18 protein-coding genes are annotated in these 21,608 nt (G+C 63.4%); 16 read left to right on the plus strand and 2 right to left on the minus strand.

Translation table 11 applies throughout. The features are described 5' to 3' along the window. Window positions 1-32 precede the first annotated feature (32 nt). The 16 genes from rlmN to PMI40_RS17135 all read left to right on the plus strand — a co-directional run bounded on the left by rlmN (window position 33) and on the right by PMI40_RS17135 (window position 18,493). Window positions 33-1,205 carry a 23S rRNA (adenine(2503)-C(2))-methyltransferase RlmN gene (rlmN, locus tag PMI40_RS17060; protein WP_008117833.1) on the plus strand — a complete coding sequence of 391 codons (1,173 nt, stop codon included), beginning with the start codon at window positions 33-35 and terminating at the stop codon, window positions 1,203-1,205. Window positions 1,206-1,316: 111 nt separating this feature from the next. Next, on the plus strand, window positions 1,317-2,444 hold the full coding sequence (locus PMI40_RS17065) for a helix-turn-helix domain-containing protein (RefSeq protein ID WP_008117834.1): 1,128 nt from the start codon (window positions 1,317-1,319) through the stop codon (window positions 2,442-2,444). A gap of 6 nt (window positions 2,445-2,450) precedes the next feature. After that, window positions 2,451-3,713 (plus strand): flavodoxin-dependent (E)-4-hydroxy-3-methylbut-2-enyl-diphosphate synthase, encoded by a 1,263-nt coding sequence (ispG, locus tag PMI40_RS17070; RefSeq protein WP_008117835.1) that lies wholly within the window; start codon window positions 2,451-2,453, stop codon window positions 3,711-3,713. A 72-nt stretch (window positions 3,714-3,785) separates the two neighbouring features. After that, a complete protein-coding gene (hisS, locus tag PMI40_RS17075) occupies window positions 3,786-5,174 on the plus strand; it encodes a histidine--tRNA ligase (RefSeq protein WP_008117838.1) in 1,389 nt (462 codons plus the stop codon). Window positions 5,175-5,234: 60 nt separating this feature from the next. Further along, window positions 5,235-5,879, plus strand: a complete 645-nt coding sequence (locus tag PMI40_RS17080; RefSeq protein WP_008117840.1) for a tetratricopeptide repeat protein — start codon at window positions 5,235-5,237, stop codon at window positions 5,877-5,879. A 106-nt stretch (window positions 5,880-5,985) separates the two neighbouring features. Beyond that, the gene (gene bamB, locus PMI40_RS17085) at window positions 5,986-7,182 is read left to right on the plus strand and encodes an outer membrane protein assembly factor BamB (RefSeq protein ID WP_008117843.1); all 1,197 of its coding nucleotides are present in this window, start codon (window positions 5,986-5,988) and stop codon (window positions 7,180-7,182) included. Window positions 7,183-7,199: 17 nt separating this feature from the next. Then, the gene (der, locus tag PMI40_RS17090) at window positions 7,200-8,540 is read left to right on the plus strand and encodes a ribosome biogenesis GTPase Der (protein ID WP_008117844.1); all 1,341 of its coding nucleotides are present in this window, start codon (window positions 7,200-7,202) and stop codon (window positions 8,538-8,540) included. A 142-nt stretch (window positions 8,541-8,682) separates the two neighbouring features. Then, window positions 8,683-8,922, plus strand: coding sequence for an RNA chaperone Hfq (hfq, locus tag PMI40_RS17095; RefSeq protein WP_008117846.1), 240 nt, complete (start codon window positions 8,683-8,685; stop codon window positions 8,920-8,922). Window positions 8,923-8,961: 39 nt separating this feature from the next. Next, entirely contained in the window at window positions 8,962-10,086 is a 1,125-nt protein-coding gene (gene hflX, locus PMI40_RS17100; RefSeq protein WP_008117848.1) for a GTPase HflX, read from the plus strand. A gap of 72 nt (window positions 10,087-10,158) precedes the next feature. Then, window positions 10,159-11,514, plus strand: coding sequence for an FtsH protease activity modulator HflK (gene hflK, locus PMI40_RS17105; protein ID WP_008117850.1), 1,356 nt, complete (start codon window positions 10,159-10,161; stop codon window positions 11,512-11,514). Beyond that, on the plus strand, window positions 11,514-12,404 hold the full coding sequence (hflC, locus tag PMI40_RS17110) for a protease modulator HflC (protein WP_008117851.1): 891 nt from the start codon (window positions 11,514-11,516) through the stop codon (window positions 12,402-12,404). Before hflK ends, hflC begins: the two co-directional genes overlap by 1 nt. A gap of 195 nt (window positions 12,405-12,599) precedes the next feature. Beyond that, window positions 12,600-13,760: an ATP phosphoribosyltransferase regulatory subunit gene (locus PMI40_RS17115; RefSeq protein ID WP_008117853.1), complete on the plus strand. Its 1,161-nt coding sequence runs from the start codon at window positions 12,600-12,602 to the stop codon at window positions 13,758-13,760. Between the two features lie 3 nt (window positions 13,761-13,763). Further along, on the plus strand, window positions 13,764-15,077 hold the full coding sequence (locus PMI40_RS17120; RefSeq protein WP_008117855.1) for an adenylosuccinate synthase: 1,314 nt from the start codon (window positions 13,764-13,766) through the stop codon (window positions 15,075-15,077). Between the two features lie 39 nt (window positions 15,078-15,116). Further along, the gene (locus PMI40_RS17125; RefSeq protein WP_008117857.1) at window positions 15,117-15,650 is read left to right on the plus strand and encodes a phosphoribosyltransferase; all 534 of its coding nucleotides are present in this window, start codon (window positions 15,117-15,119) and stop codon (window positions 15,648-15,650) included. Window positions 15,651-15,788: 138 nt separating this feature from the next. Beyond that, a complete protein-coding gene (locus PMI40_RS17130; RefSeq protein WP_008117858.1) occupies window positions 15,789-18,038 on the plus strand; it encodes an ATP-binding protein in 2,250 nt (749 codons plus the stop codon). Further along, window positions 18,038-18,493, plus strand: coding sequence for a response regulator (locus PMI40_RS17135; protein WP_008117860.1), 456 nt, complete (start codon window positions 18,038-18,040; stop codon window positions 18,491-18,493). Before PMI40_RS17130 ends, PMI40_RS17135 begins: the two co-directional genes overlap by 1 nt. Here the strand turns inward: PMI40_RS17135 and PMI40_RS17140 are convergent. Both PMI40_RS17140 and PMI40_RS17145 read right to left on the minus strand, forming a co-directional pair. Continuing rightward, complete coding sequence (locus PMI40_RS17140; protein WP_008117862.1) at window positions 18,490-20,109, minus strand: response regulator; 1,620 nt, start codon at window positions 20,107-20,109, stop codon at window positions 18,490-18,492. The two genes, PMI40_RS17135 and PMI40_RS17140, sit on opposite strands and share 4 nt — an antisense overlap. 223 nt (window positions 20,110-20,332) lie before the next feature. Continuing rightward, on the minus strand, window positions 20,333-21,511 hold the full coding sequence (locus tag PMI40_RS17145) for an MFS transporter (protein WP_008117863.1): 1,179 nt from the start codon (window positions 21,509-21,511) through the stop codon (window positions 20,333-20,335). Window positions 21,512-21,608: the final 97 nt, after the last annotated feature.

Genomic DNA, 21,608 nt, shown 5'->3' on the forward strand with positions numbered 1-21,608 from the left:
TACCTTCCTGCCCTGACCCGACCGAAAGCGTTATGACTACTGCTCTCACCAATCTGCTGGATATGGATCCCGCGCAACTCGTCGCTTACTGCGGCGAGTTGGGTGAGAAGCCGTTTCGCGCAAAGCAATTACAACGTTGGATCCACCAGTTCGGCGTCGGCGACTTCGACCAGATGACCGATCTGGCCAAGTCGCTGCGCGACAAGTTGAAGACCCGCGCCGAAGTACGCGCGCCGGCCATCATCAGTGACCACACCTCTGCCGACGGCACCCGCAAATGGCTGGTGGACGTGGGGCAGGGCAATGCGGTCGAGGCCGTATTCATTCCCGAAGAAAATCGCGGCACGCTGTGCGTCTCGACGCAGGCGGGCTGTGCTGTCAATTGCCGCTTCTGTTCCACCGGCAAGCAAGGTTTCAACCGCAATCTCACCGTGGCCGAGATCATCGGCCAGTTGTGGATGGCGGAGTTCGAATTGCGTCGCACCAAGGGTGTCGAGCCAGGACCCAAGGGCGAGCGCCAGATCACCAATGTGGTGATGATGGGCATGGGCGAGCCGCTGCTCAATTTCGAGCCGACCGTCACCGCCCTGCGCCTGATGCTCGACGACAATGCCTACGGCCTGTCGCGCCGGCGCGTGACGCTGTCGACCTCCGGCGTGGTGCCGATGATCGACCGCCTGTCACAGGAATGCCCGGTGGCGTTGGCAGTGTCGCTGCACGCGTCCAACGATGCGCTGCGCGATTCGCTCATTCCACTCAATCGCAAGCATCCGCTGCGCGAACTGATGGCTGCGTGCAAGCGCTATCTCGAGTTCGCCCCGCGCGATTTCATCACCTTCGAATATTGCATGCTGGACGGCGTCAACGATTCTGACGTCAACGCCCGCGAACTGATCGAACTGGTCACCCAGGGCGATACCGCGATCTCGTGCAAGTTCAACCTGATTCCCTTCAACCCGTTCCCGGAGTCGGGCCTGAAGCGTTCGCACAATCCGCGCATCAAGGCTTTCGCCCAGATTCTGATGGATGCCGGGATCGTGACCACCATCCGCAAGACGCGCGGCGACGATATCGACGCCGCGTGCGGCCAGCTGGCCGGCGAGGTCAAGGACCGCACCCGGGTGCAGGAACGCATGCAGAAGATGGCCGAGTACCAGGAAAAGTTCGGCCGCGACTTCGGTCGCATCGTGGAGATATCCGGGTGACGGCATGGATGTCGAAGTGCCGGCCGTCGCGTTGTGGGCGCGGCGCCGGGGCGCTCCAGAAGAATCCGGCTGCAGCCGGTTTTAAAAAAAGCTTTTTCACGTGGAGCATTGATGAGTGATCAGCAAATGAATGAGGTGCCGTTGTCGCAAGAGGGCGGGGCGGCACCTCAATCGCCGGCGATTGCGTTGCCGGGTGCTGTGCTGGCCGAGCAACGCCAGAAGAAGGGGTGGACCATCGAGCAGGCGGCCAGCCTGGTCAAGCTGGCACCGCGACAGGTACACGCCATCGAGACCGACAACTATGCCGCCTTGCCGGGCCTGGCCGTGGCACGCGGGTTCGTGCGCAGTTATGCCAAGGCGCTCGGGCTGGATGCCGATGCCGTCATCGCCGGCATGCCAAAGGATTCCCCGGTGGCCGCGCGCGACCACATCGTGCCCCAGCATTCACTGTCGACCCCTTTTTCGGAGGGCCCATTGCCGGCCATGATGCTGGCCAATCGCGGTGGCACCTCGCCGGCGACCGTCATCATCGGCGTACTGGTGCTCATTGCGGTGGCGGGCGCGGCGGCCGTGCACTGGACCAGCGTGGGCAATGACGTGCCGCAACTGGCCTGGCTCAAGCCACAAGCCGCCGACGCCAATGCCGTCGACGCGTCCCCGGCCGAGCCGGCCCCGGTTGCCGAAGGCGCTGCGGACACCCCGGTCAATGCGCGGGTCGAGACGCTCGAGCCGGGTGCGGGCGGCAACAATGCCGGCGCGCCGGCCGAGCCAACGCCGGCGGCCACTATCCCGGCACCGGCCGCGCCGAGCGCGATCGTGCCGGCCACGCCATCGGCCTCGGTGCCGGCGGCGGCACCGTCGGCTTCGGCAGCATCGACTTCGGCAGCATCGGCTGCGGCAGCGGCGACGCCTGCAGCACCCGCGGCTGCAGACGCTCCAGCCAGTGCCGCGGCAAAAGCGGCCGACCCGGCTCTTCCCAGCGGCCTGACCATCGTCAACAGTCGCGACCTGTTGCGCCTGACCTTCCGTGAAGACTCGTGGGTCGAGATCCGGCGCGCCGACAAGACCACCATCATTTCGCGCCTGCTCAAGGCAGGCACCACCGAAGCCTTCGATGTGGCCGACGCCAGCGTACTGGTGATCGGCAATGCCGCCGGCGTGGACGCAACGTTGCGCGGCAAGCCGCTGGAATTGAAGTCCACCAGTGGCAATAACGTCGCGCGCCTGAATCTGAACTGAGCCGTCATGTCCAATTTCCCGATCGCATCCGGACCCCTTACGCGTCGCCAGAGCCGCCGCGTGGTGATCAGCCATGGCACGCGCGAGATCGTCGTCGGTGGCGGCGCGCCGGTGATGGTGCAGTCGATGACCAATACCGATACCGCCGACGCCATCGGGACCGCGATCCAGATCAAGGACCTGGCGCGCGCCGGCTCCGAGATCGTGCGCCTGACCGTGAATTCGCCCGAGGCCGCCGCCGCCGTGCCGGCCATTCGCGACCAGCTCGATCGCATGGGCATCGATGTGCCGCTGGTGGGCGACTTCCACTACAACGGCCATACGCTGCTGACCGAATACCCCGATTGCGCCCGTGCGCTGTCGAAGTACCGTATCAACCCCGGCAATGTCGGCAAGGGCGCCAAGCGCGACACCCAGTTTGCGCAGATGATCGAGGTCGCCTGCAAGCATGACAAGCCGGTCCGCATCGGCGTCAACTGGGGCAGCCTGGACCAGGCGCTGCTGGCCCGCATCATGGACGAGAACGCCGGTCGCGCCGAACCATGGCCGGCCCAGGCCGTGATGTACGAAGCGCTGGTGACCTCGGCCATCGAGAACGCCCAGCGGGCCGAGGAACTGGGCCTGGGGCGCGACAAGATCATCCTGTCCTGCAAGGTCTCGGGCGTGCAGGATCTGATCGCGGTGTACCGCGAGCTGGCGCGCCGTTGCGATTATCCGCTGCACCTGGGCCTGACCGAGGCCGGCATGGGCAGCAAGGGCATCGTGGCTTCGACGGCGGCGCTGTCGGTGCTGCTTCAGGAAGGCATCGGCGACACCATCCGCATCTCGCTTACCCCCGAACCGGGCGGCGACCGCACCCGCGAGGTGGTGGTCGGGCAAGAGATCCTGCAGACCATGGGCTTGCGCAAGTTCACGCCGATGGTCATTGCCTGTCCCGGTTGCGGGCGCACCACGTCGACCGTGTTCCAGGACCTGGCCGACAAGATCCAGACCTACCTGCGCGACCAGATGCCGCTGTGGAAGGGCAAGTATCCGGGCGTCGAAAGCATGAACGTGGCCGTCATGGGCTGCATCGTCAACGGCCCCGGCGAATCGAAGCACGCCAACATCGGCATCAGCCTGCCGGGCACCGGCGAATCGCCGGCCGCGCCGGTGTTCATCGACGGCGAAAAGCGCATGACATTGCGCGGCGAACGCATCGCCGAAGAATTCCAGGGCATCGTGCTGGACTACGTCCAGTCGCATTACGGCCAGGACACGACGGCCTGAGCCTGCCCCGTGCGCGGCCGGCATGCGCCGGCGGCGCCATTTTGAAACGAAGATACTATTTCCGGACCCGGTATGTCAGAACAAAAGAAAGTCGAGAAGATCGTCGGCGTCAAGGGCATGAACGATATCCTGCCCGCCGATGCGCCCTTGTGGGAGCTGTTCGAGAACACCGTGCATTCGGTGCTCAAGAGCTACGGTTTCCAGCAGATCCGCACCCCCATCGTCGAACCGACGGCACTGTTCAAGCGTGGCCTGGGCGAGGTGACCGACATCGTCGAGAAGGAAATGTATTCCTTCACCGATTCGATGAACGGTGACCACCTGACGCTGCGTCCCGAGAATACCGCGGGCGTGGTACGCGCCGCGCTCGAACACAACCTGACCTACGACGGCCCCAAGCGGCTGTGGTACGTGGGACCGATGTTCCGCCATGAGCGGCCGCAACGCGGTCGGTATCGCCAGTTCCACCAGGTCGGCGCCGAAGCGGTCGGTTTCACCGGTCCCGACATCGATGCCGAGCTGATCATGATGTGCCAGCGCCTGTGGGATGACCTGGGCCTGGAAAACATCCGCCTGGAACTCAATTCGATCGGCGACGCAGAAGAGCGCAATCGCCATCGGGCCGACCTGATTGCCTACTTCGAACAGCACCGCGACCTGCTCGACGCCGATGCCCAGCGCCGCCTGCATGCCAACCCCTTGCGCATCCTCGATACCAAGAATCCGGCCATGCAGGACATGGTCAACGCCGCGCCCAAGCTGCTCGATTACCTGGGTGAGGAATCGTTGGCGCACTTCCAGGGGGTGCAACGGATCCTGCAGCACAACAACGTGCCGTATTCGATCAATCCGCGCCTGGTGCGTGGCATGGATTACTACAACCGCACCGTGTTCGAGTGGGTGACCGACCAGCTGGGTTCGCAGGGCACGGTCTGCGGTGGCGGCCGCTACGACCCGCTGGTCGAGATGTTCGGCGGCAAGCCGACGCCGGCCTGCGGTTTTGCCATGGGCGTGGAGCGCCTGCTGGAACTGATGAAGGCCAGCGGCGAGCAGTACGCGCCCAATCAATGCGACGTCTATCTGGTGCACCAGGGCGAAGATGCGCAAATGCAATCTTTCGTATTGGCCGAGCGTTTGCGGACTGCCGGGCTCGATGTTGTGCTACATTGCGCATCGGCCAACGGCGGCGGCAGCTTCAAGGCGCAGATGAAGCGCGCCGACGGCAGCGGCGCGGCGTTCGCGGTGATCATCGGCGAAGACGAGATCAAGGCCGGTACCGCCACCGTCAAGCACCTGCGCCAGGCGCCGGCGGGCGAGGGTGAAGCCGGCGAGGGCCACTCCAACCAGAGCAACCTGGCCTTCGATGGCGTGGTCGACTACATCGTGGACCAGATCGTCGGTGACCACGACCATGGCCATGATCACGGTCATGGCCACGAGCACGTGCACTACCGCCCCTGAACCCCGGCGGTTCGCCGCTTTCCATCCATCGTCAACCACATCAGATACTGAACTAGATAAATGGCATACGATCTCGAAGAACAAGAACAGCTCGACTCCATCAAGGCCTGGTGGGCGAAGTACGGCGCCCTGGCGACCTGGACCCTGATCGTCGTGCTGGCGGCCTATGCCGGCTGGACCGGCTGGAACACGTACCAGGGCCGCCAGTCGGCGCAGGCGTCGGTGTTGTACGAAGAGCAGCAGAAGTCCTTGCTGGCCGGCGACAATGCCAAGGTGCAGCGCGCCGCCGGTGACATCCAGGACAAGTTCTCGGGTACCGCCTATGCCGGCATGAGCGCCCTGGTGGCCGCCAAGTCGGCCTTCGAAGCCAACGACATCGACACGACCAAGAAGCAGTTGCAGTGGGTGATCGACCATGGCCGTGGCGCCGAGTACAAGGCCATCGCCGCGGTGCGACTGGCCGGCGTGCTGCTCGATGCCAAGTCCTACGACGAAGCGCTCAAGGTGCTGTCGGGCGATTACCCGGCCACCTTCGCCGGCGCCATCGCGGATCGGCGCGGCGACGTGCTGCTGGCGCAGGGCAAGCGTGACGACGCACGTGCTGCCTACAAGCTGGCGCTGGAGAAGACCGAAGCCAAGGATCCCGGCCGCCAGCTGATCCAGATCAAGCTCGACGCCATCGGTGGCGATACCCCGACGGCCTGACCAGGCATGACTACCGGACGTGCCTGCCGCACGCAGGGCGTCCGTGCCGGGGGCGACGAACCGCAACCCCGCCGCGAACCCATCCATCGCTTAGAGGAAAGACAACATGCGTAGTGCGACAGCATTTGCTGCCCAGGCAACATCCTTTGCCGGCTCCCGGAATGTCGGCAAGCTGGTCCTGAAACTGGCCGCCGTCGCGGCTGTGGTGTCGCTGTCGGGCTGTGCCTGGTTTTCCGGCAAGAAAGACCCGAATCCGCCGGCACCGCTGGTCGAGTTTGCACAGAAGCTGCGCGTCAAGACCGCCTGGAACGTGTCGGTCGGCAAGGCCGGCAACTTCAACTTCACCCCGGCCTACGCCGCCGGCAGCGTGTTCGCCGCCGGTGCCGATGGCAGCCTGGTGCGCATCAATGCGCAGACCGGCCAGACCGTCTGGCGGGTGCGCAACGAGATCCCGCTGACGGCGGGCGTGGGCACCGATGGCAGCACCGTGGTGGTGGTGGGCGAGAAAGGCATGATCCAGGCCTACGACGGCGCCGGCAAGCCGACCTGGAAGGCGCAGGCCTCCAGCGAAGTGCTGTCGGCCCCGGCCGTCGGTGAAGGACTGGTGGTGGTGCGCAGCATCGACAACCGCGTCACGGCCTATGACGCCGACAACGGCACGCGGCGCTGGATGGTCCAGCGCAACGTGCCATCGTTGACGTTGCGCAACGCGCCCGGCATCGTGATCGGTTCGCAGACGGCCTTCGTGGCGCTGCCGGGCGGTCGCCTGTCGGCCCTGGCCTTGAACAATGGCGGCCCGCGCTGGGAGGTGCCGGTGGGCGACCCGCGCGGCACCACCGAGCTGGAGCGTATCTCGGACGTGTCGGGCGTGCCGGCACTGGGCTTGCGAGACATCTGCGCGGTCGCCTACCAGGGGCGTATCGGCTGCTTTGACTTGCTCAATGGCAATGTGCGCTGGATCAAGGACTTTTCCAGCGACGTCGGCGTCACGCTCGACGACAGCAACGTCTACGCCGCCGACGTCGGTGGCGTGGTCACCGAATTCGCACGCGACACCGGTGCGGTAGTGTGGCGCAACGAGCGCCTCAAGAATCGCCAGTTGTCGAGCCCGATCGCCACCAGCCGCGCGGTGGCCGTGGGTGACTTCGAGGGGTATATCCACTTCCTGTCCCGGGAAGATGGTACCTTCGTGGCACGCGTGTCCAGCGATGGCAGTCCCATCCAGGCTCCTCCGGTCAATGCCGGGGAGACGGTGGTTTTCCAGACCCGCTCGGGATCCGTGGTAGCAATCGCGACCGAGTGAACTTGAAGTGAATTGAAATGAAACCGGTAATTGCACTTGTAGGCCGCCCCAACGTCGGCAAATCGACGTTGTTCAATCGGCTCACCCGCAGCCGCGACGCGCTGGTGGCGGATTTGCCCGGCCTGACGCGCGATCGACATTACGGCGAAGGCCGGGTTGGCGAACGCCCGTTCCTGGTGATCGATACCGGTGGATTCGAGCCGGTGGCCAAGGAAGGCATCATGCACGAGATGGCCAAGCAGACCAAGCAGGCGGTGGTCGAGGCCGACGTGGTGGTGTTCATCGTCGACGGCCGCCAGGGGCTCACCCCGCACGACAAGACCATCACCGATTTCCTGCGCAAGTGCGGCCGCCCGGTACTGCTGGTGGTCAACAAATCCGAGGGCATGAAGTACACCTCGGTGACGGCCGACTTCTACGAACTCGGCATGGGCGACCCGTATGTGATCTCGGCGGCCCACGGCGATGGCGTGGCCGACCTGGTCGAGGAGGCGCTCAACGTGGTCGAGGCCAACCGGCCCGAGGCCGAACCCGAGCCCGAGGGCCAGGTGCGGGGCATCAAGATCGCCATCGTCGGTCGCCCCAATGTGGGCAAGTCGACGCTGGTCAACACCTTGCTGGGCGAAGAGCGCGTGATCGCCTTCGACATGCCCGGCACCACGCGCGACTCGATCGAGATCCCGTTCGAGCGCGACGGCCAGCAATACACGCTGATCGACACCGCCGGCATCCGTCGCCGCGGCAAGGTGTTCGAGGCGATCGAGAAGTTCTCGGTGGTCAAGACCCTGCAGTCGATCTCGGACGCCAATGTCGTGCTGCTGCTGCTGGATGCCCAGCAGGATATTTCCGAGCAGGACGCGCACATCGCCGGCTTCATCCTCGAATCGGGACGGGCACTGGTGGTCGGCGTGAACAAGTGGGACGGCCTGCAGAGCGACCAGCGCGACGCCATCAAGAACGACATCGACCGCAAGCTCAATTTCTTGTCGTTTGCCAATACGCACTTCGTCTCGGCGCTCAAGAACAGCGGCATCGGCCCTGTGATGAAGTCGATCAACTCGGCCTACGCCGCCGCCACCGCCAACCTCAGCACGCCGCGCCTGACGCGCGCATTGGAGCAGGCGGTGGAACACCAGCAGCCGCCGCGCAAGGGTTCGATCCGTCCCAAGCTGCGCTATGCGCACCAGGGTGGGCAGAATCCGCCAGTGGTGGTCATTCACGGCAATGCGCTGGATGCCATCAACGATAACTACAAACGTTATCTCGAAAAACATTTCCGGGAAACTTTCTCCCTGGTTGGCACTCCACTGCGTATCGAGTTCCGCTCCGGAAAGAATCCATTCTCTCGAGAAAAGTAGTCGAAAATAACGCTTTAATTTGAGTACCGGTTTCGGTTGTCACGGCCAAAATCGTATACATTCATAAAGCATATAGGGGTCGCACTTGAATTTTTAAAAAGTGCATCCAAGTTCAAGATCACAACAACACCGTGGAGCTGCTATGAGCAACAAAGGGCAACTGTTACAAGACCCATTTCTGAACGCATTGAGAAAAGAGCACGTTCCCGTCTCTATCTACCTCGTCAACGGCATCAAGCTGCAAGGCCAGGTAGAGTCTTTCGATCAATATGTGGTCCTGCTGCGCAACACCGTTACGCAAATGGTCTACAAGCACGCCATCTCGACCGTGGTGCCTGCACGCGCGGTCAATCTCAGCCTCGACTCGCCCGACGCCGAATAATGGCTTATGGAGCCGGCTTGACGCCGTGTGCATCTTAAAATGCGTGCCGGGTTAGTCGGCCTGGACTTTGGCAAGGGTGACTTTGCCGCAAGTCTGGATGAGTTATTCCTCCTGGCCAAGTCGGCTGGCGCGGAGCCCGTGATGACCATCACCGGGCGTCGTGCCAGTCCGGACGCCGCTCTCTTCGTTGGTTCCGGCAAGGCACAGGAAGTCGCCGACGCCGTTGCCGATCTGCAACTCGAACTCGTCATTTTCAACCACGCCTTGTCGCCTGCCCAGCAGCGCAACCTCGAGCGTGTACTGAAGGTGCGCGTGCTCGATCGCACCAGCCTCATTCTCGACATCTTTGCGCAACGGGCCAAGAGCCACGTGGGCAAGGTGCAGGTCGAGCTGGCGCAATTGCAGCACCTCGCGACCCGCCTGATTCGCGGCTGGACCCACCTCGAACGGCAAAAAGGGGGGATCGGCCTGCGCGGACCGGGCGAAACCCAGCTCGAGACCGACCGTCGCCTCTTGGGCGAGCGGGTCAAGGCCTTACGGGCGGTGCTCGCCAAGTTGCGCAAGCAGCATGCCACGCAGCGTCGTGCGCGGGGGCGCAACGATACATTCTCGGTATCGCTGGTGGGTTATACCAACGCCGGCAAGTCGACCATTTTCAACGCGGTGGCCAAGGCCGGCGTGTATGCCGCCAACCAGTTGTTCGCCACCCTGGACACGACTTCGCGCCGGGTCTACCTCGGCGATGCTGGACATGCCGTGGTATCGGACACCGTCGGCTTCATCCGCGAACTGCCGCACCAGCTGGTCGAGGCGTTCCGCGCCACCTTGGAAGAGACCATCCACGCAGATCTCCTGCTGCACGTGGTGGACGCCGCCAGCCCGGTGCGCATGGAACAGATCGAGCAGGTCAACCTGGTCCTGAAGGAAATCGGCGCCGATCACGTGCCGCAGATCCTGGTCTGGAACAAGATCGACGCGGCAGGGCTGGAGCCGGCAATCGAGCATGATGAGTATGGTAATATCCAGCGGGTTTTCGTCAGCGCAAAGTCTGGTGCTGGCCTGGATCTGCTGCGCGAGGCGGTGGCCGCTTCGCTCAAGGCCGCTATGGAGGCGAGGGGCCGCAGCCAATCCCTGCCAGTCGATTCCGAAGACGTGCGCGCCTGAGCTTGGCCTCGGTCGTTGTGCGCATTCCTCCTTGGTTCTCTTAATCAATAACTACAGCCGGATCGCAAACGCATGCTTGTGTCTTTATTCAAGAAAATCGGTGTGAAGTTTTCGTTGAACGACCCTCAATGGGGGCGCGGCTCACAAGACGAAAATCGCGACAATAACGCGAATGGTGGGGACAAACGCCCTGAAAAGCCATCCGGCGGCCGTAATGACGGCCCGCCAGACCTCGATCAGATGTGGCGCGACTTCAACCAGCGCCTGTCCGGCATGCTGGGTCGCCGTGGCAACGGCGGTGGCGGTTCCGATGGTGGCGGCGGCTTCAATCGCGGCGACATCAAGGGCGCCGGCATCGGTGTGGGCGTCATTGCGGTGATCGTCGCCTTTCTCTGGCTGGCCAGCGGTTTCTTCATCGTGCAGGAAGGCCAGACTGCCGTGGTGACCACCTTCGGCCGTTACAGCCATACCACGCTGCCCGGTTTCAACTGGCGCTGGCCGTATCCGATCCAGGGCCACGAAATCGTCAACATGTCGCAGGTGCGTACTGCCGAGATCGGCTATCGCGGTAACGTGCGCAACAAGCAACTGAAGGAATCGCTGATGCTGACCGATGATGAAAACATCATCGACATCCAGTTCGCGGTCCAGTATCGCCTCAAGAATGCCGCCGAATGGCTGTTCAACAACCGCGACCCGGACGATTCCGTACGCCAGGTTGCCGAGACCGCCATCCGTGAGATCGTCGGTCGCAGCAAGATGGACTTCGTCCTCTACGAAGGCCGCGAGAAGGTCGCGATGGACGTCAACCAGCGCATGCAGCAGATCCTCGACCGCTACAAGTCGGGCGTGCAGATCACCAATGTCACGATGCAGGGCGTGCAGCCGCCCGAACAGGTGCAGGCTGCGTTCGATGACGCCGTCAAGGCCGGCCAGGACCGCGAACGCCTGAAGAACGAGGGCCAGGCCTATGCCAACGACGTGGTGCCGCGCGCCTCCGGCGCGTCCTCGCGCCTGCTCGAGGAAGCCGATGCCTATCGTTCGCGCGTGGTGTCCAATGCCGAGGGCGATGCCTCGCGCTTCAAGCAGGTGCTGGATGAATACCAGAAGGCGCCGGCCGTCACCCGTGACCGCATGTACCTCGAAACGATGCAGCAGATCTTCGCCAATACCACCAAGGTGATGGTCGACTCCAAGAGCAATGGCAACCTGCTGTACCTGCCGCTGGACAAGCTGATCCAGCAGGGCGCGGGCGATGCCCAGCCGGCCAAGGCCCCGGTGCCGGCCGGCAGCCAGTCGCCGGTGCCGGCGGGCGCGGCGGCTTCTTCCAACAATACCTCGGGAAATGACACAGTGTATTCGTCCGAATTGATGCGAGACATGAGAAACCGTGATCCGCGCGAGTCGCGCGAAAGGGAGGTGCGCTGATGGGCCGCCTTATCTCTACCGTGATCGTCGCCGTGGTGGCGATCTGGCTGGCCTCGTCGACCATCTTCGTGGTCGACCAGCGTTCCTCGGCCATCGTCTTCGCACTCGGTGAAGTCAAGCAGGTCATCAGCGAGCCCGGCCTGCACTTCAAGCTGCCGCCGCCGTTCCAGAACGTGATGTACCTGGACCGCCGCATCCAGACCCTCGATACCCCGGACGCCGATCGCTTCATCACGGCCGAGAAGATGAACGTGCTGGTCGATGCCTACGTCAAGTGGCGGGTGGTCGACCCACGCCTGTACTTCGTCTCGTTCGGCGCCGACGAGCGTCGCACCCAGGATCGCCTGTCGCAGATCGTCAAGGCCGCCCTGAACGACGAGATCACCAAGCGTACCGTGCGCGAAGTCATCTCCAGCCAGCGCAACAAGGTGATGGATGCGCTGCAGACGCGGGTGGCCAACGAAGCCAAGCAGATCGGTGTGGAAGTGATCGATGTGCGCCTGCGTCGCGTCGATTACGTCGAGCAGATCAACAATTCGGTATTCGAGCGCATGAAGTCCGAGCGGGTGCGGGTGGCCAACGAACTGCGCTCCACGGGCGCGGCGGAATCCGAGAAGATTCGCGCCGATGCCGATCGCCAGCGGGTGGTGATCCTGGCCGAAGCCTATCGCGAATCCGAAAAGATCCGGGGTGCCGGCGACGCCAAGGCATCGCAGATCTATGCCCAGGCCTTCGGGCAGAACCCGGATTTCTACAAGTTCTATCGCAGCCTCGAGGCGTATCGCGCCAGCTTCAAGAACCGTCACGACGTCATGGTGGTGGATCCGAGCTCCGAGTTCTTTAAATATTTCAAGGGTGTCGGCACCAGCACTGCAAGCCCCAAGAAGTAATCAACCGCGTAGAATGCGCCCGTGACGCCGTGGGCCGATCGGGTAAAAGGAGGGATGCCGCTAGTTGAGGGCATCTTTCCTTTTTTCGCTCGGCCGAAAGCATTCTTGCCTGGCAATTTTCCCGTGATGCGAGAGTTTTTCCGGGTATGGTCGCCTAACCTGTTTTTCCGTTTTTTCTCTTGATTGATCCGTTTTATGCCTAACTGGCTTCTTCCCGAAAACATCGCCGACGTCCTGCCGTCCGAGGCGCGCAAGATCGAGGAGCTGCGCCGTCGCCTGCTCGACAACTTTCGCCTCTACGGGTATGAGATGGTCATGCCGCCCATGCTCGAATACCTGGAGTCGCTGTTGACCGGCGCCGGCCAGGATACCGACCTGCGCACCTTCAAGCTGGTCGACCAGTTGTCCGGTCGCACGCTTGGCGTGCGTGCCGACATGACCACCCAGGTCGCCCGCATCGACGCCCACCTGCTCAACCGTGCCTCGGTGACGCGCCTGTGCTATGCCGGCAGCGTGCTGCACACCCGGCCGTCGGGCCTGCATGCCACGCGCGAGCCGATCCAGATCGGCGCCGAGATCTATGGCCATGCCGGCCTCGAAGCCGACGCCGAGATCCAGGAACTGGCCTTGAATTCGCTGGCGCTGGCGGGCATGCAGCAGGTTCGCCTCGACCTGTGCCATGTGGGCGTGCTGCGTGCCATCATCGCCAACGACGACGCGGCCCGCCGCCAGGAAGCGCAACTGTTCGCGCTGCTCGAGGCCAAGGACGTACCCGGCCTGCAAGAGCTCACCGCCGCCTACCAGCCGCAGACGCGCAATGCGCTGCTGGCCTTGCCCAGCCTGTACGGCGACATCTCGGTGATCGCGCGTGCGCGGCTGTGCCTGCCGGCGCTGCCCGGCATCGCCGCCGCGCTCGATGAGCTGCAGGCGCTGGTCGAGCTGGCTGAGCGCCATGCGGGGGCGGCCGTCACCATCGACCTGGCCGACCTGCGCGGATACCATTACCATAGCGGCGTCATGTTCGCCGGGTATGTGGCGGGCCTGCCCAATGCGGTGCTGCGCGGCGGTCGCTACGACCATGTCGGCGAAGCCTTCGGACGCGCGCGTCCGGCCACCGGTTTCTCGCTGGACCTGCGGGAGCTGGCGCGGCTGATGCCGGGCGCCGAACGCAAACGTGCCATCCATGCGCCATGGAGCACCGAAGCCGGTCTGCGTGAGAAAATAGCGCAATTGCGCCAAAGCGGCGAGATCGTGATCCAGAGTCTTCCGGGTCACGACAACGATCAGGACGAATTCGATTGCGACCGTGCCGTCGAGTTCAGCAATGGAAACTGGATTATCAAAAACTTGGGCTGAGTCATGTTACAGAATAGCAATGCAAAGAATGTCGTCGTCATCGGTACACAATGGGGCGACGAGGGCAAGGGCAAGATCGTCGACTGGCTGACCGATCACGCGCAAGGCGTGGTGCGCTTCCAGGGCGGTCACAATGCCGGTCACACGCTGGTCATCGGTGGTCAGAAGACCGCGCTGCAACTGATTCCGTCGGGCATCATGCGTCCCGGCGTGGCTTGCTACATCGGCAACGGCGTGGTGCTGTCGGTGCCCGACCTGCTGCGCGAGATCGACAAGCTCGAGGCCGCCGGCGTCGAGGTCTGCTCGCGCCTGAAGATATCCGAGGCCTGTCCGCTGATCCTGCCTTACCACGTCGCGCTGGACGTGGCGCGCGAGGCCGCCCGTGGCGAAGCCAAGATCGGCACCACCGGCAAGGGCATCGGCCCGGCCTATGAAGACAAGGTGGGGCGCCGCGCCATCCGCGTGGCCGACCTGCTCAACGAAAAGCGTTTCGCCGAGAAGCTGCTGGCCAACCTGGACTACCACAACTTCGTACTGACGCATTACCTCAAGACCCAGCCGGTGGATTTCCAGAAGACCCTGGACGACGCCCTGGCCAACGTGCCGCGCATCAAGCCGATGGTCTCCGATGTCTCCAGCGACCTGTACGCCGCCCATGCGGCCGGTGGCAAGATCCTGTTCGAAGGCGCGCAGGGCAGCCTGCTCGACGTCGACCACGGCACCTATCCGTTCGTCACCTCCAGCAACTGCGTGGCCGGCAATGCCGCCGCCGGTACCGGCGTGGGTCCGGGCATGCTGCACTACATCCTGGGTATCACCAAGGCCTACACCACCCGTGTCGGTTCCGGCCCGTTCCCGGCCGAGCTGCCCACCGATGCCGGCGTTGGCAAGCACCTGGCCTCGGTCGGTCACGAGTTCGGCACCGTCACCGGTCGCGCCCGTCGTTGCGGCTGGTTCGACGCCGCCTTGCTCAAGCGCTCGGTACAGATCAACGGCGTCTCCGGCATGTGCCTGACCAAGCTCGACGTGCTCGACGGGATCGATTCGCTCAAGCTGTGCACCGGCTACAAGCTCAACGGCGTGGAGGTCGACATCTTCCCGGTGGGCGCCGAGGAAGCGGCAGGTTGCGAGCCGATCTATGAAGAAATGCCGGGCTGGAGCGAGTCCACCGTCGGCGCCAAGTCGCTCGACGCGTTGCCGGCCAATGCCCGCGCCTACATCAAGCGCATCGAAGAACTGGTGGGCGTGCCGATCGACATGGTCTCCACCGGCCCTGACCGCGAAGAAACCATCGTCCTGCGCCATCCATTCAAGTAATCCAGCATCAAACGAACACGTAACAATGCAAGAGCAACAATGAAGATATCTGACGACAAGGACCTGTGGGTCACCTGGGAAGACTACAACCGCCTCATCGAGCGCCTGGCGCTTCAGGTGCACGAGTCGGGCTGGCAGTTTGACCAGGTGCTGTGCCTGGCGCGCGGCGGGCTGCGGCCGGGCGATGTGATGTCGCGCATTTTCGATGTGCCACTGGCGATCCTGTCGACCAGTTCGTACCGCGAAGCGGCCGGCACCATCCAAAGCTCGCTCGATATCGCCAAGTACATCACCATCACCAAGGGCACCCTGGGTGGACGCATCCTGCTGGTGGACGACCTGGTCGATTCGGGCGTCACGCTCAAGAAGGTGGTGACCCACCTGAAGGAGCACTATCCGGCGGTGACCGAGATCAAGAGTGCGGTGCTGTGGTGGAAGGCATGTTCGATCGTCGAACCCGATTATCATGTCGACTACCTGGCGACCAATCCGTGGATCCACCAGCCGTTCGAAGAATACGACAGCCTGGGGGCGCATCAGTTGGCAGCCTGGGTGAAGAAGGGTGCTGCCTGAGGCCACGGCTGGACGGCAGCGTGAACTAGCTATCCAAAATATTTTCATACCCCTCCCGAAGGGGTATTTTTTAGTTCGCGAACTACACGAACCACGCGAGGACGTCCGAATATTGCCAGTCATCGATAAACACGCTCCATGACCCAACACACCGACCAGACGGCGCTGCTGTCGAACTGCGACAGGGAGCCGATCCACCTACCGGGCAGCGTCCAGCCGCATGGCGCGCTGCTGGTGCTGCGTGCAGTCGACCGGGTGATCCTGCATGTCAGCGAGAATTTCGCGGCGCCGTCCGGCCAGCGCGCCGCCGACCTGGTCGGCCAGCCGCTGGGCCAGGCCTTCACGCCAGCTGCGGCAGCCTGGCTCGAGGCCAGGTTGTCGGATGCCGCGATCGATTTTCGTCCCAGTTACCTGGGGATCCTGGATCAGGCCGGTCAGCGCCACGAAGTGCTGGCCCACACCAGCGGCCCGGCATTGATCGTCGAACTGGAGTCAGTGCCGCCGGATGCCAGCACGCAGGTCAACTTCTTCTATCCGCTGGTGACCAAATTCGTCGGCGCGCTGGCCGAGGCGCGTACGGTCGACGAGATGAGCCTCTTGGCAATCAACGAGATCAAGGCGCTGACCGGTTTCGGCCGGGTGCTGCTGTATCGCTTCGACGCCGAGCAGAACGGCGAAGTGATTGCAGAAACGGCCTCGGCCGGCTATCCCTCGTATCTCCACCAGCATTTTCCCGCCTCGGACATCCCGCAACAGGCGCGCGCATTGTACGTGGCCAACCGGGTGCGCCTGATCAGCGACGCCAACTACCGGCCCGTGCCCATCGTGCCGCAGCTCGACGCCATCACGCGGCAACCGGTCGACCTCAGTTTTGCCGTGTTGCGCAGCGTCTCGCCGGTGCACATCGAGTACATGAAGAACATGGGCACGCTGGCGTCGATGTCGATCTCGATCATCATCCGGGGCCAGTTGTGGGGGCTGGTCTCTTGCCACAACTTCGAACCCCTGCGGGTGCGCTTCGAGACCCGTGCCATCTGCGAGCAACTGGGACAGATCCTCGCGGTGCACTTCGAGGCCGCCGAGGAGCGGGAAGAATTCAATCATCGCCTCGAATTGCGGCATACGCTGGTGCGGCTGCTGGCGTCGCTGTCCAAGCCGGACCATTTCGCCGTCAACCTGGCCACCGTATCGCACGACCTGCTGGAGTTCGTCGACGCCTCCGGCGCGGCGCTGGTGCTGGGAGGCGAGATATCGCTGTTCGGGGTCACGCCGAGCTCGCAGCAGATCGAGGACCTGGTGCAGTGGATCGCCCGCAATCGCGCCGGCGACGTGTATGAGACCGACAGCCTGGCCAGCCAGTATCCGGGTGCCGCCGATTATGCCGAGGTCGCCAGCGGCGTGCTGGCGCTGTCGATTTCGCAGTTGCACGATCACTTCCTGATCTGGTTCCGTCCGGAAATCGTGCAGACCATCAACTGGGCCGGCAACCCGCATCTCAAGGCCACCGCCGCGGATCCGTCGCGGCTGTCGCCGCGTCGCAGCTTTGCCGTCTGGAGCGAGACCGTCAAGGGCATATCCAAGAGCTGGCGCCAGAGCGAGATCGATACCGCGCTGGAGTTTCGCACCGCGTTGCTGGGCATCGTGCTGCGACGTGCCGAAGAAATGGCGGAGCTGGCCGACAACCTGGGACGCGTCAACAAGGAACTGGAATCCTTCTCGTATTCCGTATCGCACGACCTGCGCTCGCCGCTGCGCCACATCGTCGGCTTTGCGGACATGTTGATCGAGATGGAGCAGGAGCGGCTCAGCGCCAAGGGCGTGCGCTTTCTCAACAACATCAAGTCATCGGCACAGTTCGCCGGCAAGCTGGTCGACGACCTGCTCAGTTTTTCGCAGATGGGCAGGGCGTCGCTGCACATCTCCAAGGTCAACATGAACGTGCTGGTGAGCGCCGCCATCGAACGGCTGACCCAGGACATCGGCGAGCGCCAGGTCCGGTGGAACGTGGCCCGATTCCCGGAAGTCGACGGCGACGCCCGGTTCCTGGCGCTGGCGGTGCAGAACCTGTTATCCAATGCAGTCAAATATACGCGCTCGCAGGCGCAGGCCGTGATCGACGTCGATTTCGAAGATCACGGCGACCACATCACGTTCATCTTCAAGGATAATGGCGTCGGTTTCGATGCCGCCTACAGTCACAAGCTGTTCGGCGTGTTCCAGCGCTTGCACCGCATGGAAGAATTCGAGGGGACCGGGATCGGTCTGGCCAACGTCAAACGCATCATCGAACGGCATTCGGGAACGGTGTCCGCCCAAGGGCAGACCGGCCAGGGTGCGGTTTTTTCATTCTCATTACCGAAGGTACTTCCACTGGAAGCGAGGCACTAATGCTCAAACCAATCCTGTTGGTCGAAGACAATCCCAACGACCTCGAACTGACGCTGCACGCGCTCGAGCGCAGCAAGCTGGCCAACGATGTGATCGTCATCCGCGATGGCAGCGAGGCATTGCACTATCTCAATGCCACCGGTCCCTACCACGACCGTGCGCCGGGCAACCCGGCCGTGATCCTGCTCGATCTCAAGCTGCCCAAGGTCGACGGCCTGGAAGTGCTGCGATTCGTGCGTGAGTCGGTCACCTTCAAGAGCACGCCGGTGGTCATGCTGACCTCGTCACGCGAAGAGCAGGACGTGGTCAAGAGTTATGAACTGGGCGTCAACGCCTACGTCGTCAAGCCGGTCAATTTCCAGGAATTCATCAAGGCCATCTCCGACCTGGGGATATTCTGGGCCGTGCTCAACGAACCGCCGCCAGGATCGGTGCGCGCTTCCCTGCGTCCTTAATGGGGCAGGGTAGGCTGCACCGCCAGCAGGTATTTCAGTTTTGCGGCCAAGTCGTCGATGTTATAGGGCTTGGCCAGGAAATTGATATCGGACTTGCCGCTCCATTCCTCCAGCACGTCGCTCTGCACATAGCCTGACGTAAACAGCACCGACAGGCCGGGACGCAGGGCCTGCGCCCGCAGCACGAAATCGATGCTCCTGACCGGGCCGGGCATGACCACGTCGGTGAAGACGATATCGATATCGTCGTTCGATTCGACCAGTGCCAGCGCCGCCTCGCCGTCGGCCGCGCTGAGGGTGCGAAACCCCAGTGCCTCGAGCAACTCGATGGTCGACGAGCGCACACCATCCTCATCTTCGACCACCAGCACCAGTTCCTTGGTATCGGTCTTGGGCGGTGCCTCGCGCACTACCGCATGCGCGGCCGTGTCGAGCGTGGCGCGCAGGTAGATCGACACGGTAGTGCCGGCGCCCACCATGCTGTCGATGGTGATATGGCCATGGCTTTGCTTGACGAAGCCATAGGCCATGCTCAGGCCAAGCCCGGTTCCCTTGCCCTTGGGCTTGGTGGTGAAGAACGGTTCGAACACCCGTTCCCGGATCTCGGCCGGGATACCGGCGCCGGTATCGGTGACCGAAATGACGACAAACGGGTTGGGGTCGTTGCGGAACTGCCGGGGCGCGATATTGTGCGCGCTGATCTTCACGGCGCCGCCGTTGGGCATGGCGTCCTTGGCGTTGATGACCAGGTTGAGCAGCACATTCTCGAGCTTGCCGGGATCGGCCGTCACGTTCCACAGGTCGTCCATCGGCCCCACTTCGAGCCGGATCGTCTCGCCCAGGCCATGCTGCAGCAGGATCGAGACATCGTCGACCAGTTTCTTGACCACCACCGTCTCGGGTTGCAACGGCTGGCGCCGGGCAAAGGCCAGCAACTGCGACGAAAGCTGCGAGCCACGGGCAATGCCGGCCAGTGCCACGTCGATCTTTTGCGCCGCCCGCTCATTGCCGGCGCAATACATCTTGAGCAGGCTCAGCGAACCATTGATGATCTGCAGCACGTTGTTGAAATCGTGCGCGATGCCACCGGTGAGGTTGCCCAGCGCCTCCATCTTCTGCGCCTGGAACAACGCCGCCTGGCTGGTTTCCAGTTCCTGGCTCTTCTGCAGCAACTGCTGCTGGCTCAACTTCAGGTCGGCGAACGCTGCGTCGCGGTCGCGCCGGGCCAGGAAGGCATGCGAGTGGTAGCGGATGCGTGCAATCAGTTCACGCCGGTTGGGCCACTTCACCAGGTAGTCGTTGGCGCCGATCTCGAAACCCTTGACCTTGAGCACCGGGTCGTCCTCGGACGACAGCATGATGATGGGGACATCCGGATCGGGGCCATCCTGGCGCAGCAGGCGAATCACCTCGAAGCCATCGATGACCGGCATGCGCAGGTCGACCAGCAGGATGGTGGGGCGCAGTTCATGGGCGGCGGCCAAGGCCGATCGGGGATCGCAAACGCTGTTGAAATCAAGGTCGCCGTCATCGGCCACCATCTGCGCCACCAGTTCGGCGCCCATCTCTTCATCATCTATCAGCAGGATCTTGTGTCGGTGTTGTGTGTTATCCATGAGGTCGGGAACGCGGGAAAGCAAGTGGCCAGGATCGATCGTTGGAATTATAAGTTGTGGCGCATTTTGCCGCCGCCAGTTGCTGCAGATGAAAGAACCGATTAGGTAATCGCGCCCGATAAAAGTTGCAGTTGAAGGGGCCAAAGTTGCTGGTCGCGAGGGCCAGGCCCAAACGAAAAACGCCCGATGCGGGGCATCGGGCGTGGCAGGGGGCACCGCAGTACTAGCGCGCCTGCGGCTGGTGCGTGGCCGGCAAGGGCGCGGCGCGGTCCATGCGCCAGCTCACCAGCGCCACGGCGATGCCGGCCAGCGGCAGGATGGCGGCCACGTAGGGCACCGCATGCAGGCCAGGCCCGTGGTCGATGGTCAGGCCGCCCAGCCAGGCGCCGGCGGCATTGCCCAGGTTGAAGGCGGCGATATTGACCGACGATGCCAGGTTGGGCGCGCCGGTGGCTTTTTCCAGCACCCGCATCTGCAGCGGCGGCACCGTGGCGAAGGCGGCCATGCCCAGCAGGCCGACGCCGACGATCGATGCGATCTTGTTTTCGTTGGTCAGGCCGAACAGCACCAGCACCACCGCCAGGGCGACCAGGCTGCCGACCAGCGTGGGCATCAGGCGCCGGTCCGACAGCTTGCCGCCGGCCAGGTTGCCGATCACCAGGCCGACCCCGAACAGCAGCAGGATGGGCGAGACCGCAGCCGGTGCGAAGCCGCTGATGTCGGTCAGGATCGGGGCGATATAGGTGAATGCGGCAAACACGCCACCGAAGCCCAGCACGGTCATCGCCAGTCCCAGCAGCACCTGGGGTCGACCCAGCACGCGCAACTCGCGACCGAAGTCGGCTGCCTCGCCGCCTTGCGAACGTGGCACCAGCCAGCCGGTCGCGGCCAGGGCCAGCACGCCGATGGCAGTCACCGCCCAGAACGTGGCTCGCCAGCCGTAGATCTGGCCCAGCCAGGTGCCAAACGGCACGCCCAGCACGTTGGCCACGGTCAAGCCGGTAAACATCAGGGCGATCGCGGAGGCCTGTTTTTCCTTCGGCACCAGGCCGGTGGCCACCACCGAACCGACACCGAAGAACGCGCCATGGGCAAACGAGGCGATGATGCGTCCGATCATCAGTGTGCTGTAGTCGGGCGCCATGGCGCAGGCCAGGTTGCCGATGACGAATACCACCATCAACGCCATGAGCAGGGTCTTGCGCGGCAGGCGGCCGGTGGTGGCGGTGACCAGCGGCGCGCCGACGAACACCCCCAGCGCATAGCCGGTGACCAGCATGCCGGCCGCCGACAACGTCACGCCCAGGCTGGTGGCGACCTCGGGCAGCAAGCCCATGATCACGAATTCGGTGGTCCCGATGGCAAATGCGCTGATGGTCAGCGCCCAGAGTGCAATTGGCATGGCAGTGTTCCCAGGTTGAAGGTTGAAGGCAGGATGGCATGCAGTATGCGTGAAGTGTTTGTTGAGAAAAATACCGTTAAAATCAAAGAATATTTGA

It is taken from the genome of Herbaspirillum sp. YR522 (assembly GCF_000282575.1).
Lineage (GTDB): Bacteria > Pseudomonadota > Gammaproteobacteria > Burkholderiales > Burkholderiaceae_D > Herbaspirillum.

Bases quoted from the DNA above. Each gene is read 5' to 3' on its own strand.
- PMI40_RS17135 (WP_008117860.1), top strand. From the start codon at position 18,038: ATGCTCAAACCAATCCTGTTGGTCGAAGACAATCCCAACGACCTCGAA.
- hfq (WP_008117846.1), top strand. From the start codon at position 8,683: ATGAGCAACAAAGGGCAACTGTTACAAGACCCATTTCTGAACGCATTG.
- hflK (WP_008117850.1), top strand. From the start codon at position 10,159: ATGCTTGTGTCTTTATTCAAGAAAATCGGTGTGAAGTTTTCGTTGAAC.
- PMI40_RS17115 (WP_008117853.1), top strand. From the start codon at position 12,600: ATGCCTAACTGGCTTCTTCCCGAAAACATCGCCGACGTCCTGCCGTCC.
- PMI40_RS17140 (WP_008117862.1), bottom strand. From the start codon at position 20,109: ATGGATAACACACAACACCGACACAAGATCCTGCTGATAGATGATGAA.
- rlmN (WP_008117833.1), top strand. From the start codon at position 33: ATGACTACTGCTCTCACCAATCTGCTGGATATGGATCCCGCGCAACTC.
- der (WP_008117844.1), top strand. From the start codon at position 7,200: ATGAAACCGGTAATTGCACTTGTAGGCCGCCCCAACGTCGGCAAATCG.
- PMI40_RS17130 (WP_008117858.1), top strand. From the start codon at position 15,789: ATGACCCAACACACCGACCAGACGGCGCTGCTGTCGAACTGCGACAGG.
- ispG (WP_008117835.1), top strand. From the start codon at position 2,451: ATGTCCAATTTCCCGATCGCATCCGGACCCCTTACGCGTCGCCAGAGC.
- PMI40_RS17080 (WP_008117840.1), top strand. From the start codon at position 5,235: ATGGCATACGATCTCGAAGAACAAGAACAGCTCGACTCCATCAAGGCC.
- PMI40_RS17120 (WP_008117855.1), top strand. From the start codon at position 13,764: ATGTTACAGAATAGCAATGCAAAGAATGTCGTCGTCATCGGTACACAA.
- PMI40_RS17065 (WP_008117834.1), top strand. From the start codon at position 1,317: ATGAGTGATCAGCAAATGAATGAGGTGCCGTTGTCGCAAGAGGGCGGG.
- PMI40_RS17125 (WP_008117857.1), top strand. From the start codon at position 15,117: ATGAAGATATCTGACGACAAGGACCTGTGGGTCACCTGGGAAGACTAC.
- hisS (WP_008117838.1), top strand. From the start codon at position 3,786: ATGTCAGAACAAAAGAAAGTCGAGAAGATCGTCGGCGTCAAGGGCATG.
- hflX (WP_008117848.1), top strand. From the start codon at position 8,962: ATGCGTGCCGGGTTAGTCGGCCTGGACTTTGGCAAGGGTGACTTTGCC.
- bamB (WP_008117843.1), top strand. From the start codon at position 5,986: ATGCGTAGTGCGACAGCATTTGCTGCCCAGGCAACATCCTTTGCCGGC.
- hflC (WP_008117851.1), top strand. From the start codon at position 11,514: ATGGGCCGCCTTATCTCTACCGTGATCGTCGCCGTGGTGGCGATCTGG.
- PMI40_RS17145 (WP_008117863.1), bottom strand. From the start codon at position 21,511: ATGCCAATTGCACTCTGGGCGCTGACCATCAGCGCATTTGCCATCGGG.